This window comes from Streptomyces sp. OfavH-34-F (assembly GCF_022347745.1).
Taxonomy (GTDB): Bacteria; Actinomycetota; Actinomycetes; order Streptomycetales; family Streptomycetaceae; genus Streptomyces.
The window spans coordinates 1-14,571 of the sequence record NZ_JAKRGC010000152.1; the positions used below are offsets into that span (position 1 = coordinate 1).

Here is a 14,571-nt window from a genome sequence, read left to right on the forward strand (position 1 = left end):
CTGCGGCGGGGCGTGGGCGCGGACGAAGCGCGCATGGCGGACACCTTCCGTACAGCGGTGGGGGAGGGGCGAGGGGGAGGGGCGGCGGGGCGCGGGAACTCAGCCCTTCACGGCGCCGGTGAGCATGCCCTTCTGGAAGTGCTTCTGGACGAACGGCGACAGCACCGCGACCGGGATGAGGGCCAGGATCATGACGGCCATCTGCACGGCCAGGCTGTTGATCTGCCCGCTGCTGACGGCCGCGCCCATGGCACCGGGCGGCACCTGGTGCTGGAGGACCAGCTGACGCAGGATCATCTGGAGCGGGTACTTGTCGCTGTCCTGGATGTAGAGCATCGCGTTGAACCACTGGCTCCAGTAGCCGACCGCGTAGAACAGCGAGATGACGGCGATCACCGCGCGCGACAGCGGCATGATGATCTGGAGCAGGATGCGCCACTCACCGGCCCCGTCGATGCGGGCGGCGTCGATGAGTTCGGGCGCGGTGTCCATGAAGAAGCCGCGCAGCACGAGCACGTTGAACACGCTGATGGCGCTGGGCAGGATCATCGACCAGTAGCTGTTGCTCAGCCCGATGCCGGTGACCAGCAGATACGTCGGGATGAGGCCGGCGCCGAAGAACATGGTGGCCATCAGCGTCATCAGCAGCGGGCGGTGCGCGAAGGAGTCGCGGCGGCTGAGCCCGTACGCGCACAGGATCGAGACGACCATGCTCACCGCCGTACCGACGACGGTCAGGCCGACGCTGACTGCGGCGGCGCGGGTCACCGCACCCCCGCTCAGCAGCTCCTTGTACGCCACGAAGGTGATGTGCTTGGGCCACACGACCAGGCCGCCGGCCTCGTTGATGGCCTTGGTGTCGGAGAGGCTGGTCACCAGCACCACCCAGATCGGGACGATGATGACGGCGCAGATCGCGACGAGGCCGAAGCCCTTGAAGGCCAGGCCCGCCTTGGTGGGCTCCTCCTCCCACACGGGGCGCGGTTCCATCCGCAGGGCACGCTGGAGGCGGGTCTCGGTGCGTTCGGCCGGCTCCGCCGGCCGGTTCAGGAGAGTTGTCATTTCTTGGAGTACACCCCCTGCTCGCCCAGCATGTGGGCGACCTTGTTGGCACCCAGCACCATGGCGACGCTGAACAGTCCCTTGAAGATGCCGGCGGCGGCCGCGTAGCCGAAGTCACCGGTCTTGATGCCCGTCCACCAGATGTAGGTGTCCAGGATTTCCGAGGCCCCGGCGCCGACCTGGTCGCGCTGGAGGAGGATCTGCTCGAAGTCGAGGTTGAGCGCGCTGCCCACCCGCAGGACGAGCAGCAGGGCGATGACCGGGCGCAGCGCGGGCAGCGTGACGTGCCACATGCGGCGCCAGCGGCCGGCCCCGTCCACGGCGGCGGCCTCGTACAGATCGGTGTTGACGGCGGCCAGCGCGGCCAGGAAGACGATGACGCCCCAGCCGGCGTCCTTCCACACGGCCTGCGCGCTGACCAGGAACTTGAAGAAGCCCGGGTCGGTCATCAGGTCGAAGCCCTCGTGGCCGTGCTCGCGCAGCCACTGGGCGACGAGTCCGGCACCGCCGAACATCTGCTGGAAGACGGTGACGACGAGCACCCAGGAGAAGAAGTGCGGCAGGTAGACGATGGCCTGCACCCAGGCCCGGACCCGCGAGCTCATGATCGTGTTGAGCAGGAGCGCGATGGCGATCGGGATGGGGAAGAACAGGACCAGCTGGGTGACGAAGATGACCAGCGTGTTCACCAGGACTTCCCAGAAGCGGTAGTCCTCGAAGATCCGGGTGAAGTTCTCGAACCCGATGAACGGGCTGCCCGTGATGCCCAGGTCGTACACGTCGTAGTCCTGGAAGGCCACGATGTTCCCGAGCAGCGGGATGTAGTTGAAGATCAGCAGCAGCGCGAGGGCCGGCATGGTCATCAGGATCAGCGTGCGGTCGCGCCGCAGCCGCTGGCGCCAGGTGATGCCGCCCGCCCGTGCGCCGGATTCCGCCTGCCCGCCGCGCTTGCCCCTGCGGGACGCGCGCGACCTGCCCGCCGGGATGTTGCTCGTCTCCTCGCCGTCACCGTCCCCGGCGCCGCTGCCGCCTGCCGGGGCGTTCGCCCCGCCGGCGGTCCGGTCCGGGTCGGCCGCGACCGTGGCCCGTGACTTCACCCTGTGCTCCCCATGTCGTGCTCCTGACTACGGCCGCCGGGCCGGTGCGCCCGGCGGCCCCTTCCCTCGTGTGCGTACGGACGGTGTGCGCCGTCCGCGTCAGTTGCCGGAGCCGTTCTTGTCGAGAATGTCCTGGTACCAGGCGCGCAGCTTGTCGCCGCCGCTCTTCTTCCAGGTGTTGACCGCGTCGTCGACGTCGCCGACCTTCTTGCGGCCGCGCCGGATGTCCTTCTGGAGGTCGTCGAACGGCGTGTACAGGGAGGCGTAGCGCTGCGGTTCGACGACCTGCATGCCGAAGAAGAGGGGCTTCTTGACGTGCGGCGCCTGGCGCGCCATCCAGCCCGCGTAGTCCTTGGCGAGCTGCGGCTGGTCCGGGTAGGCGATCGAGGTGGGCGGCGAGGCGACGAACAGGAACGTGGAGGGCTGGGCCTCCTCGACGCCCTGCGGCGTGTACGTCGGGGTGCCGTCCTTGATCGTGTAGTGGGTGCCCTCGATGCCGTAGTTGGTGAGCATGAACTCCTCGGTGCCGAACGGCGCGGCGGCGTAGTCGGCGATGCCGAGGAACTCCTCGATCTTCTCCTTGGGCAGTTCCTTGCTGAGGAAGGTGAAGATGCCCGCCGGGTCGTCCTGCCACAGCAGCGGGTCGCCGCCGTCGTGGTTGAAGAAGTCGAGTGCGTGCATCTCGAACTTCGGGTTGACGCTCGCCTGTTCGGTGACCATGCCCTTCCAGCCGCCGGTGCCGTCGTTGTACATGACGACCCGTCCGCTGGTGAAGCGGATCTTGGCGTCGGCGTCCTTGTTGGCCTCGGCGTCCGGGTGGACGTACCCGCCGTCGTGGAGCTTGCGGGCGAAGGCCAGCGCCTCGCGGTACGCCTTCGTCTCGATCTTGTGGACGAGCTTGCCGTCCTCCAGCTGCCAGTAGTGCGGCGCGTCCGGGAGCAGGCCGAAGATCTTCTGGATGCAGACCCACAGGTCGTCGAAGGCCCACACCTTCTTCCTGGGGGCCGTGTACTCCTTGCCGAAGGCCAGCAGGTCGTCGGCGCTCGCCGGGAGGGCGCCGGAGCCGATCAGGTCCTTGCGGTAGAAGATCGCGTTGCCGATGATCGGCGTCGGCATGGGCAGGCCGCGCAGCTTGCCGCCGAAGACCGAGTACTGCCAGGCGCCGGTCGGGATGTTGGCCAGGTTGGGGTACTTCTTGACGGCGTCGCCCGCCAGGTACGGGGAGAGGTCGGCGAACTTGGCGGTGATGGCGTTGCGGATCTGCCCCTGCATGTTCCAGCCGGGGATGGTCATGACGTCCGGGATGTCCGAGCCGGCCAGCACCGCGCCGATCTTCTCCTGGTACGTGTTGCCGTCCTGCGGGTCGAACGTCAGCGTGGCGCCGACCGCCTTGTTCACCGCCTTGTAGTACGGGTTGTTCTTCTTCGGGACCGTGCCCCACAGCGGGGTCATCACCCGGAACTCGGAGCCCTTGCCCGGCACCGCCTTGACCGACTTGGCCAGCGGGTCCGGCAGCTTGGTGTAGCCGGGGCTCGACCCGTTGACGCCGGGCACGTCCGGCTCGACCAGGTTCAGCGGGGCGTAGCTCGGGACGACCTTCTTCAGGGCCTTGCCCGTGGTCGTGCCCTCCTTGCCCGACGAACCGGAGCCGGAACCGCCGCACGCGGCGAGCAGCGGCACCCCGCCGGCCACGGCTACGGCGGCCACCGCGCCGGTGGCGAGGAAGCTTCTCCGGCTCGGGGCCGTGGCGGAGGGGGAGGAATTCGGCGTCATTGCGTCAACCCTTCGAGGCGCACCAGGACGACACGCGGCGGGGCGACCGCCGTTCGGTTCCTGTGTCTGAGGTGGAGCGTTGCTGGCCGGGCCGGTGTCACCGGCCCCAGGTGAAGCGGTTCAACAGGGAGGCGGGAGGAGGTGCCGCCGTCCCGGATTTCCACGGGCGCCGGGCGCCCCATCGAAGCTCCGTCGAAGCGCTTCGATGTTGCAGCGAGGTTAAGTGAAGGGTCTGTGTGGCACAAGAGTTCGTTGCCGGATTCCTCCGACCCGTTTCCGAAACGTTTCCTGGCGACGAGACGCCGTGCCGGAAGCGGGCACGGCCCACCGCCCCTTGACACGCGCGGGGTTGGCCGTCGAGCATCGAAGCGCTTCGAAAGATCGTCCGAGGCCCCGGACGGGCCCGCACGATGCGCCGGCACCCACAGACCTCCCACCTCTGAAGAAGGACCAGCACGTGACGGAACAACCGCAGCCCTTCCGCGACCCGCGGCTGCCCTTCGCCAAGCGCGTCGACGATCTGCTCCAGCGGCTCACGCCGGACGAGCGCGTCGCGATGCTGCACCAGTTCGCCCCCGCGGTCGACCGGCTCGGCGTCGGCGCCTTCCGCACCGGCCAGGAGGCCCTGCACGGCGTCGCCTGGATGGGACCGGCCACCGTCTTCCCGCAGGCCGTCGGCCTCGGCGCCACCTGGAACGACGAGCTGGTACGCCGCGTCGGCGAGGCCGTCGGCAACGAGGTCCGCGCCAAGAGCGCCCACGACGACCGCGTCGGCCTCAACGTCTGGGCCCCCACCGTCAACCTGCTGCGCCACCCGCTGTGGGGGCGCGGTGAGGAGGGCTACTCCGAGGACGCCGGCCTCACCTCCGCCATCGCCGTCGCCTACACCCGCGGCCTGCGCGGCGACCACCCGCACTACTGGCGCACCGCCCCGGTCCTCAAGCACTGGCTCGCCCACAACAACGAGACCGACCGCGACACCTCGTCCTCCTCGGTCCGCCCCCGGGTCCTGCACGAGTACGACCTGCGGGCCTTCCGCGACGCCGTCCGCGCCGGCGCGGTGGCCGGGGTGATGCCCGCCTACAACCTGGTCAACGGCCGCCCCAACCACGTCTCGCCGCTGCTCTCCCAGCAGCTGCGCACCTGGACCGAACAGCCCCTGGTGGTCTGCTCCGACGCCGGCGCCCCCAGCAACCTGGTGGACTCCGAGCACTACTTCGACACCCACGAGGAGGCGACCGCCGCCGCCCTGCGCGCGGGCGTCGACAGCTTCACCGACCACGGCCAGGACCCCACCGTCATCACCGCCCGCGTCCAGGGCGCCCTGGCCCGGGGCCTGCTCGACGAGCACGACGTCGACACCGCCGTCCGCCGCCTGCTCCACATGCGCTTCGCCCTCGGCGAGTTCGACCCCGAGCTGGACCCGTACGCGGACACCACCGCCCTGGACACCGAGGAACACCGGGCGCTCGCCCTGGAGGCGGCCGAGCAGGCGGTCGTCCTGCTCAAGAACGACGGGCTGCTCCCGCTCGACCCGGCGGCCGGCCGGACCGTCGCCGTCGTCGGACTCCTCGCGGACGCCTGCAAACTCGACTGGTACAGCGGCACCCTGATGCACCGCTCGACCCCGCTCGACGGGCTGCGCGAGCGCTTCGGCGCCGACCGCGTCGTGCACGCCGAGGGCGCCGACCTCGTCCGGATCAAGTGCGCCGACGGCTGGCTGCACATCCCCGAGGCGGACCCGGACGCCGCCGGGGCACGCGCGGAGGAAGGCGCGCTCGACCCGGCGCTCCTCGCCGGCCGCACCGACCTGCCCCCGCTGGTCTGCGCCGGCACCCCGTCCGAACTGGCGCTCGTGGACTGGGGCGGCGGCGTCGTCACCCTGCGCGAGCCGGCGGGCCGCTATCTCTCCGTGGCCGAGGACGGCCGGGTCCGCGCCTCCGCGGACGAGCCGGGCGGCTGGATCGTCCAGGAGACCTTCCGCTGGGAAGCGGTGGACGGTCATGCCGGTGGTCACCGCCTTCTGCACATCGGAACGGGTGGGTATGTCTCAGTCGCCGCCGACGGCGTAAAGGTTGCCGCCCCGGACCCTGGAAATCCGGCCGCCGCCGGGACCGTCTTCGAGATCGAGGTGACCGAGCGCGGCGAGGACGCCGTCGCCCGCGCCGCCGCCGCGGCAGACACCGTGATCGTGGTCGCCGGGAACGACCCCCACATCAACGGCCGCGAGACCGAGGACCGCGCCACCCTGGACCTGCCCGCCCAGCAGGAACGCCTCTGGCGCGCCGCCCACGCCGCCAACCCGCGCACCGTCCTGGCGGTCACCTCCGCCTACCCGTACGCGCTGACCGACGCCGCCGCCACCCTGCCCGCCCTGCTGTGGACCGCGCACGGCGGCCAGGCGGCGGGCACCGCGCTCGCCCGCGTCCTGGCCGGCGACGTCTCCCCGGCCGGCCGGCTCCCGCAGACCTGGTACGCCTCCGACGCGGAACTCCCGGGCCTGCTCGACTACGACATCATCGGCTCGCGCCAGACCTACCTCTACTACGAGGGCACCCCCCTCTACCCCTTCGGTCACGGCCTCACGTACAGCGACTTCGCCTACGAGGACCTCACCGCCGAACGCGAGGGCTCCCTGCTGCGCGTCGCGCTGACCGTCACCAACACCGGCACCGTCGCCTCCGACGAGGTCGCCCAGCTCTACGTACGGGCCGTGGCCCCGTCCGTCCCCCAGCCGCTGCGCCGGCTCATCGGCCACCGCAGGCTGCGGCTCGCACCCGGGGCGGGGGAGCGAGTCACCTTCACCGTGCCGGTCGAGGAACTCGGGCACTGGGACGTGGCGCACGGCCGCTGGACCGTCGAGCCCGGCGCGTACGAGATGCTGGCGGGCGCCTCCAGCACGGACATCCGCCTCACCGCGGTCGTCACTGTCGACGGCGAACCGGCCGGGCCGCGCCCGGTCCTGGACCGCGGCCTGGAGGCGGCCGACTACGACGAGCAGCTCGGCACCGAGATCGTGGACCGCGCCAAGACGGACGGCGACGCGGTCACCGCCACCGCCGAGCCCAGCGAACTGCTCTACCGGCGCTGCGACTTCGGCGCCGGTACGGAGGGCGTCGAGGTCCTGGCCGCGGGCGAGGGCGCCGTGCTGCTCACCGTGGACGGCGCCACCGTCACCGTCCCCGTGCCCGCGACCGGCGGACCGTACGACTACCGCGCCCTGCGGGCCGGGCTGACCGTCTCCGGCGTCCGCGATCTGCGGATCGGCCTGCGCGGCACGGTACGGCTGGCCCGGCTCGGCTTCACCGGGGCCGGCGAGTGAACCGCACCGCCGCCCGCCTCCCCCTTCCTCCCCCTCCAGTTGCCCCCGGCAAGGAGTCCGCATGAAGTTCACCGACGGCTTCTGGCTCATGCGTGAGGGCGTACGCGCCTCCTACGCGACCGAGGTCCGCGACCTGCGCGTCAGCAGCGACCGGTTCACCGCGTACGCCGCGGTCAAACGGGTGGCCGCGCGCGGCGACACCCTCAACACCCCGCTCCTCACCGTCGAATGCTTCTCCCCGGCCGAGGGCGTCATCGGCGTCCGCACCACCCACCACGCCGGGAAGGCCCGCCGGGGCCCGGACTTCGCGTTCCCCGGCCTCGACCCGGCGGCCTCCGGCGCCCGCACCCGGCAGGACGGCGCGGTCACCGAACTCACCAGCGGCCCCCTGACGCTGCGGATGGACGCCGACGGACCCTGGGGCCTCAGCTTCCTCGACGCCGAAGGGCGCCGGCTGACCGGAGTCGACCCCAAGGGCACCGCCTTCGCCACCACCCCGGACGGCGCCCACCACATGGTCGCCCAGCTCGCGCTCGGCGTCGGCGAGAACGTCTACGGGCTCGGCGAGCGGTTCACCCCGTACGTCAAGAACGGCCAGAGCGTGGACATCTGGCAGGCGGACGGCGGCACCAGCAGTGAACTCGCCTACAAGAACATCCCGTTCTACCTGTCCTCGCGCGGCTACGGCGTCTTCGTCAACCACCCCGGCAAGGTCTCCTTCGAGGTCGGCTCCGAGTCGGTGGGCCAGGTCCAGTTCAGCGTGGAGGACCAGGAGCTGGAGTACTACGTCGTCGCCGGGCCGACGCCCAAGGAGATCCTGGCCCGCTACACCGCGCTCACCGGCCGCCCGGCCCTGCCCCCGGCGTGGTCGTTCGGCCTGTGGCTGACGACGTCCTTCTGCACCTCGTACGACGAGGCGACCGTCACCTCGTTCGTCGAGGGCATGGCGGAACGCGAGATCCCGCTCTCCGTCTTCCACTTCGACTGCTTCTGGATGCGCGAGTACCAGTGGTCGGACTTCCTGTGGGATCCGGACGTCTTCCCGGACCCGGAGGGCATGCTCGCCCGGCTCAAGGAACGCGGGCTGCGGATCAGCATGTGGATCAACCCGTACATCGCCCAGAAGTCGGCCCTCTTCGCCGAGGGCGCCGAGCTGGGGCACCTGGTCCGCCGCCCCAACGGCGACATCTGGCAGTGGGACCTGTGGCAGCCCGGCATGGCGCTGGTCGACTTCACCAGCCCCGCCGCCCGCGCGTGGTTCACCGGCAAGCTGCGCACCCTGCTCGACCAGGGGGTCGACTGCTTCAAGACCGACTTCGGCGAGCGCGTCCCCACCGACGTCGTCTGGCACGACGGCTCCGACCCGGAGCGCATGCACAACTACTACACGCACCTGTACAACAAGGCCGTCTTCGAACTCCTGGAGGAGGAGCGCGGCCGGGGCGAGGCGGTCCTGTTCGCCCGCTCCGCCACCGCCGGCGGGCAGCAGTTCCCCGTGCACTGGGGCGGCGACTGCTTCGCCTCCTTCGAGGCGATGGCGGAGTCCCTGCGCGGCGGCCTGTCCCTGAGCCTGTCCGGCTTCGGCTTCTGGAGCCACGACATCGGCGGCTTCGAGGGCACCCCCGACCCGGCCGTCTTCAAGCGCTGGCTCGCCTTCGGCCTGCTCTCCTCGCACAGCCGGCTGCACGGCAACGTGTCCTACCGGGTGCCGTGGGAGTTCGGCGAGGAAGCGGTGGACGTCGCCCGGAAGTTCACCCTGCTCAAGCACCGCCTGATGCCCTACCTGTACGGGGCGGCCGTCGAGGCCCACCGCACCGGCGTCCCGGTCATGCGGCCCATGCTCCTGGAGTTCCCCGGCGACCCGGCCACCCGTACCCTGGACCGGCAATACATGCTCGGCCCGGACCTCCTGGTCGCCCCGGTCTTCAGCGAGGACGGCGAGGTCGAGTACTACGTCCCCGAGGGCACCTGGACCCACCTGCTGACCGGCGAGACCGTGACCGGCCCGGCCTGGCGCCACGAGAACCACGGCTTCGACAGCCTGCCGGTCCTCGTCCGCCCCGGCGCGGTCCTGCCCTGGGGCGGCGACGACCAGCGCCCCGACGGCGACTGGCTCGACGGCCTCACGCTGCGCGTGTTCGGCGACGGCCCCGGCGCGGACGGCGCGACCGTCACCGTGCCGGACCTGACGGGCGCCACCGCCGCCACCTTCCGGGTGACGCGCGACGGCGACACCCTGACCGTCGCGTCCGAGCGGATCGACCGCCCCTACCGGGTGACCGCCGAGGCCACGGGCGTCACGGCGGAGGGGACGGGCGCGGTGTCGGTGCCGCTGGGCTGACCGGCACGCGAGAACGGCGGGGCGGCGGGGAGGGGGTCCCCCGCCGCCCCGCTTCCCGTTCTCCCGCACCCGCTTCCTTATGCCTCCCCGCATTTGCCTAAACCCCTTAGGCAGGCGCATGATGGCCGTCACCGGACGAGGAGGCGACATGGTGCGCGCGGGCCTGACCGCGGAACGTTTGACCAGGGCGGGCGCGGAGATGGCCGACGAGGTCGGCTTCGAACAGGTGACCGTCTCGGCGCTCGCCCGGCACTTCGACGTCAAGGTCGCGAGCCTCTACTCGCACCTGAAGAACTCCCACGACCTGCGGACCCGGATCGCCCTGCTCGCCCTGGAGGAGCTGGCCGACCGGGGCGCGGCAGCCCTCGCGGGCCGGGCCGGCCGCGACGCCCTGCACGCCTTCGCCGATGTGTACCGGGACTACGCCCGCGAGCACCCCGGCCGCTACGCCGCGGCCCAGTACCCGCTCGACCCCGAGGCCGCCGCGGCCAGCGCCGGCGGCCGGCACTCCCGGATGACCCGCGCCATCCTGCGCGGCTACCACCTCAGCGAACCGGACGAGACCCACGCCGTCCGCCTCCTGGGCAGCGTCTTCCACGGCTTCGTCAGCCTGGAGGCGCGGGGCGGCTTCAGCCACAGCGCCCCCGATTCCCAGGAGTCCTGGACCCGGTCCCTGGACGCCCTGGACGCCCTCCTGCGGAACTGGCCCGCCCCCTGACCCCGCGTCAATCACCCCCCCCACGCCCCCGCGATCCCAGGTGGAGCCATGAGCACCGACACCCCCGCAGCCCTGCCCTTCACCGCGCCGGTCACCGCCGCCCTGCTGCGCGGCGCGCTCGATCTGGAGCGCACCGACACCGGCCTTCTCCCGCACCGCCTGCCCGCCGCCGCCCGCGACCGGGCCCCGGACGGGCAGATCGCCTTCGCCGAGGCCCAGCCCTCCGGCGTCCGCCTGGCGTTCCGGACCCGGGCCACCGTCGTCGAACTGGCCGCCCGGCGCACCCGGACCGTCTACCAGGGCGTCCCGCCCCGGCCCGGCGGGGTGTACGACCTCCTCGTGGACGGCGACCTCGCCGGCCGCTCCGAGGCGAGCGGCGGCAGCGTCCTCGACGTCGACCTGACCACCGGGGCGACGGAACTGCGCCCCGGCCCGGCCGGGACCGTACGGTTCGAGGGCCTGGCCGCCCGCGAGAAGGACGTGGAGATCTGGCTGCCGTACAACGAGCGGACCGAACTCGTCGCCCTGCGCACCGACGCACCCGTCACCCCCGCCCCGGAACCGGACCGCAGGGTGTGGCTGCACCACGGCAGCTCGATCAGCCACGGCTCCGACGCCGCGAGCCCCACCACCACCTGGCCCGCCCGCGCGGCCCTGCTCGGCGGCGTCGAGCTGATCAACCTGGGCCTGGGCGGCGGCGCCCTCCTCGACCCGTTCACCGCCCGCGCGATGCGCGACACCCCGGCGGACCTGATCAGCGTGAAGATCGGCATCAACCTGGTCAACGCCGACGTGATGCGGCTGCGCGCCTTCGCCCCGGCGGTGCACGGCTTCCTGGACATCCTCCGTGAGGGCCGCCCGGACGTGCCGCTCCTGGTGATCTCGCCCGTGCTTTGCCCCATCCACGAGGACACGCCGGGCCCCAGCGTCCCCGACTTCGGCCGGCTGGACGAGGGCCGGGTGCGGTTCGCGGCGGCGGGCGACCCGGCGGAGCGCGAGGCCGGCAAGCTGACCCTCCGCGTCATCCGCGAAGAACTGGCCCATGTGGTCGAGCAGCGCTCCGCCACCGACCCGCACCTGCACCACCTGGACGGCCGCGCGCTGTACGGCGAGGCGGACGCGGCGGAGCTGCCGCTGCCCGACGCGCTGCACCCCGACGCCGCCACCCACCTGCGCATGGGCGACCGCTTCGCCGCCCTCGCCTTCGGCGCCGGAGGCCCGTTCGCCAGTTGAGGGACCGGCGGGAAACGCGCCGGGGCCATGCGTGCCGCCGGCCGTCAGACGCCCGGCGGTACGTGGGCCGGGCGGCCCCGGCCCCGGGTCAGCGAGTAGCCGAAGACGCCCGCCAGCGCGGCGAGCACCCCGCCGCCCGCCGTCCACAGCCAGCGGCTGGTCCACCAGCCCGACGACCAGCCGTCCTCGGGCTCGGCGGCCATCGCGGCCGGCCGGGCGGAGGCGTCCGTGCCCTCGTCCGACGCCTGCGCGGCCGAGGAGACGCCGGGGACCAGCGGCTTCGACAGGCTGCCGTCCACGTCGGCGGACCCGCCCTGGTCCCGGGAGGTGACCTCCACCTCGGTGCGCACCGGCAGACCGAGGTCGGCCTGGGCGAGCCCGACGACCGTGAGGCGGACGTAGTAGCTGCCCGGCAGCGGGTCGTTGGCCCACGGCTCCGCCAGAGCCCGGACGGTCCTGAGCACACAGGTCAGCTCGACCGTCGCGGCCTCGGTGGCGGCGGTGCCGGTCTGCTTGCCGTACATGCAGGACTGGCGGCGGCGCAGCCCGTCGTACACATCGACCTGCCAGGTCTGCGCCCCGTGCCGGGTGGCGCTCTCGGGCAGGGTGACCTTGGCCTTCACCGTGGCGCGCTGCCCGGCGTCGGCCGGGAAGACCCAGTACAGGTAGTCGCCGGTGGAGGCCCCGGCGGTGGCGGTCTCGCCCTGCTGGATCGCCGTGGCGGTCCGGAAGGTGGTGCCCGCCTCGGTGGGGCCGGACTCCTCACCGGAGGGGCTCGGGCTCGCCGTCGCGTCGTCGGCGGACGCGGCCGACGCCCCGGTGAGCAGGGCGAGGCCGGTCAGCAGCGCGCCCGCGAGCACGCGTCTCGTACGGGACATCAGTTGGTCCTCCAGACAGCGATGCGCCAGCGCGAGATCCAGCCGAAGAGGAGACCCACGATCAGGCCGGTCAGGGTGAGCAGGCCCAGCAGCCACCAGCCGTGGCCGAGCCCGAAGGCGGCCACGTCCGACACCGTGTCGGGGCCGTCCACCAGGTCGATGGTCAGCTCGACCGGCATGCCGGGGCCGGTCTTCACCGAGGCGGGCGCCGAGAAGGAGTTGGCCACCTGGAGGCAGACGGTCTCAGGGGTCTGCTCGTCGTCGTCCAGCTCCGCCTTGGGGTAGCGCAGCCCGGAGGAGATGGCGTCGGTGCGCCCGGTCCCGGCCTCGGCGCCCCGGACGATCTCGCGGCCGTGCACGGTCACCGCGCGCAGCAGTATGCCGTAGTCGTTGTTGACGGCGCGGTCGGCGAAGACGCTGACCGAGGCGCGCAGTTCCTGGCCGGGCCGCACCTCGACCTTGTACCAGCGGTGCTCGGCGAACTTCGCGCGGTCGGTGTAGAGGCCGGGCTTCAGCTCGGGGGCGTCGGTGCAGCTGTCGGCGCCCTTCGTGGCGACCGGGGTGACGACGGGCTCGGCCGCGCGGTCCACCAGCTGCTTGACGCGGCTGGAGAGTTCGTCGGTGTGCTGGACGGCCGTGTAGGTGCCGCCGGTGGCCTCGGCGATGCAGGTCAGCTGCTGGCGGATCTTCGCGTTGGGCACCAGGCCGAGGGTGTCGATGACCAGGTGGATGCCGCGCGCCGCGATCTCGCGGGCGACCTCGCAGGGGTCGAGCGGGCCGCAGGTGTCCTCGCCGTCGCTGATGAGGACGATCCGGCGGGTGGAGTCGCCGCCCTCCAGGTCGTCGGCGGCGCCGAGCAGCGCGGGGCCGATCGGGGTCCAGCCGGTGGGGGCGAGCGTCGCGACGGCGGTCTTCGCCTCGGTGCGGTCCAGCGGGCCGACCGGGTAGAGCTGCCGGGTGTCCTTGCAGCCCACCTTGCGGTCGTCGCCCGGATAGTCGGCGCCGAGGGTGCGGATGCCGAGCTGCACCTGCTCGGGCACCGCGTCGAGCACCTCGTTGAACGCCTGCTTCGCCGCGCTCATCCGGGACTTGCCGTCGATGTCGCGGGTCCGCATGGAGCCGCTGACGTCCAGGACCAGCTCGACCTTGGGCGAGGCCGTCGTGGGGGTTTCGTCGGCCGCGGCGGGCAGCGCCGAGCCGAGCCCGGCGGTCAGGGTGGCGAGCAGGATGCCCACCCCGACCGTCAGCCTTCTTCTTATGATCATCGCCGGATAGTAGTGAACATCAGTTCGCTAACCAAAACGGCTGGTTGGGCCCCTCGCCGAATACGGCCGGTGGCCGCCGTACGCGCTCCCGCCCGCGCACGGCGGCCCGTGACGGCAGGTCAGCGGGCGCGGTCTCCGCCGAGCAGCGGCCCGGCCGCCCGCTCCAGCACGGAGCCGATCCGGTCCCACGCCGTCAGATCCCGTTCCACGGCCTCCAGGAGCAGATCGTCGCCGGTGTCCCAGCCCGCCGCGACGGCCACCGCGTCCTCGCCGGTCGCCGCCGACGCCGCGAGCGCCGCCGCTCCGAGCGCCACCAGCTCCCCGGCGCCCGGCACGATCACCGGCCGCCCGGAGAGCCGCCGTACGGTGTCCACCCAGACGCGGCCCTGTGCGCCGCCGCCGATCAACCGCAGCGGCCGGCCCGCCACCTCCGGGTCCGCCGGGTCCAGCCCGCAGGCACGCAGCAGCTCGTCGAGCGCCCGCAGCACGGTCACCACCGCGCCCTCGTAGGCGGCGCCGAGCAGTTGGCGCGGGGTGGTGTCGTGCCGCAGCCCGGTGAGTAGGCCGGCGGCCGTGGGCAGGTCCGGGGTGCGCTCGCCGTCCAGGTAGGGCAGCAGGACCGCCTCGCCCCCCGGGTCGGCGTCGTTGCGGTCCAGGCCGAGCAGGGAGGCGACCTTGTCCACCGCGAGCGTGCAGTTCAGGGTGCAGGCCAGCGGCAGGTACGTCCCGTCCGCCGCCGCGAAGCCGGAGAGCGCGGGGGAGGCCGGGCGGGTGCGGGAGGCGGCGAAGACCGTGCCCGAGGTGCCCAGGCTCAGCACCGGGTGGTCCAGCAGCCCGGCACCGCCGAGGCCGAGGCCCACGGCGGCGCTCATGTTGTCCCCG

The 14,571-nt window shown here is 72.5% G+C and carries 10 protein-coding genes; 4 read left to right on the forward strand and 6 right to left on the reverse strand.

Features of this window, described 5'->3' with window-relative positions; translation table 11 throughout:
- Nucleotides 1–99: 99 nt before the first annotated feature.
- From MHW47_RS21190 to MHW47_RS21200, 3 genes are all read right to left on the reverse strand, one after another.
- On the reverse strand, nt 100–1,062 hold the full coding sequence (locus MHW47_RS21190) for a carbohydrate ABC transporter permease (RefSeq protein ID WP_239225359.1): 963 nt from the start codon (nt 1,060–1,062) through the stop codon (nt 100–102).
- On the reverse strand, nt 1,059–2,159 hold the full coding sequence (locus MHW47_RS21195; protein WP_239225360.1) for a sugar ABC transporter permease: 1,101 nt from the start codon (nt 2,157–2,159) through the stop codon (nt 1,059–1,061). The genes MHW47_RS21190 and MHW47_RS21195 overlap by 4 nt, the downstream gene beginning before the upstream one ends.
- 99 nt (nt 2,160–2,258) lie before the next feature.
- On the reverse strand, nt 2,259–3,866 hold the full coding sequence (locus tag MHW47_RS21200) for an extracellular solute-binding protein (RefSeq protein WP_239225367.1): 1,608 nt from the start codon (nt 3,864–3,866) through the stop codon (nt 2,259–2,261).
- Between the two features lie 523 nt (nt 3,867–4,389).
- Between MHW47_RS21200 and MHW47_RS21205 the strand changes: the two genes are divergently transcribed.
- The 4 genes from MHW47_RS21205 (at nt 4,390) to MHW47_RS21220 (ending at nt 11,546) form a co-directional block, all read left to right on the forward strand.
- Nucleotides 4,390–7,254 carry a glycoside hydrolase family 3 C-terminal domain-containing protein gene (locus tag MHW47_RS21205; RefSeq protein WP_239225361.1) on the forward strand — a complete coding sequence of 955 codons (2,865 nt, stop codon included), beginning with the start codon at nt 4,390–4,392 and terminating at the stop codon, nt 7,252–7,254.
- 61 nt (nt 7,255–7,315) lie between these two features.
- Entirely contained in the window at nt 7,316–9,595 is a 2,280-nt protein-coding gene (gene yicI / locus MHW47_RS21210) for an alpha-xylosidase (protein WP_239225362.1), read from the forward strand.
- A 148-nt stretch (nt 9,596–9,743) separates the two neighbouring features.
- On the forward strand, nt 9,744–10,313 hold the full coding sequence (locus MHW47_RS21215) for a TetR/AcrR family transcriptional regulator (RefSeq protein WP_239225363.1): 570 nt from the start codon (nt 9,744–9,746) through the stop codon (nt 10,311–10,313).
- Nucleotides 10,314–10,361: 48 nt separating this feature from the next.
- A complete protein-coding gene (locus MHW47_RS21220; protein ID WP_239225364.1) occupies nt 10,362–11,546 on the forward strand; it encodes an SGNH/GDSL hydrolase family protein in 1,185 nt (394 codons plus the stop codon).
- A gap of 44 nt (nt 11,547–11,590) precedes the next feature.
- Here MHW47_RS21220 and MHW47_RS21225 read toward each other — a convergent pair whose 3' ends face one another.
- From MHW47_RS21225 to MHW47_RS21235, 3 genes are all read right to left on the reverse strand, one after another.
- On the reverse strand, nt 11,591–12,424 hold the full coding sequence (locus MHW47_RS21225) for a hypothetical protein (protein ID WP_239225365.1): 834 nt from the start codon (nt 12,422–12,424) through the stop codon (nt 11,591–11,593).
- Nucleotides 12,424–13,689 (reverse strand): VWA domain-containing protein, encoded by a 1,266-nt coding sequence (locus MHW47_RS21230; RefSeq protein WP_239225366.1) that lies wholly within the window; start codon nt 13,687–13,689, stop codon nt 12,424–12,426. The genes MHW47_RS21225 and MHW47_RS21230 overlap by 1 nt, the downstream gene beginning before the upstream one ends.
- 119 nt (nt 13,690–13,808) lie before the next feature.
- The coding region (locus tag MHW47_RS21235) for an FGGY-family carbohydrate kinase (RefSeq protein ID WP_275449467.1) at nt 13,809–14,571 on the reverse strand (763 nt) is incomplete at its 5' end.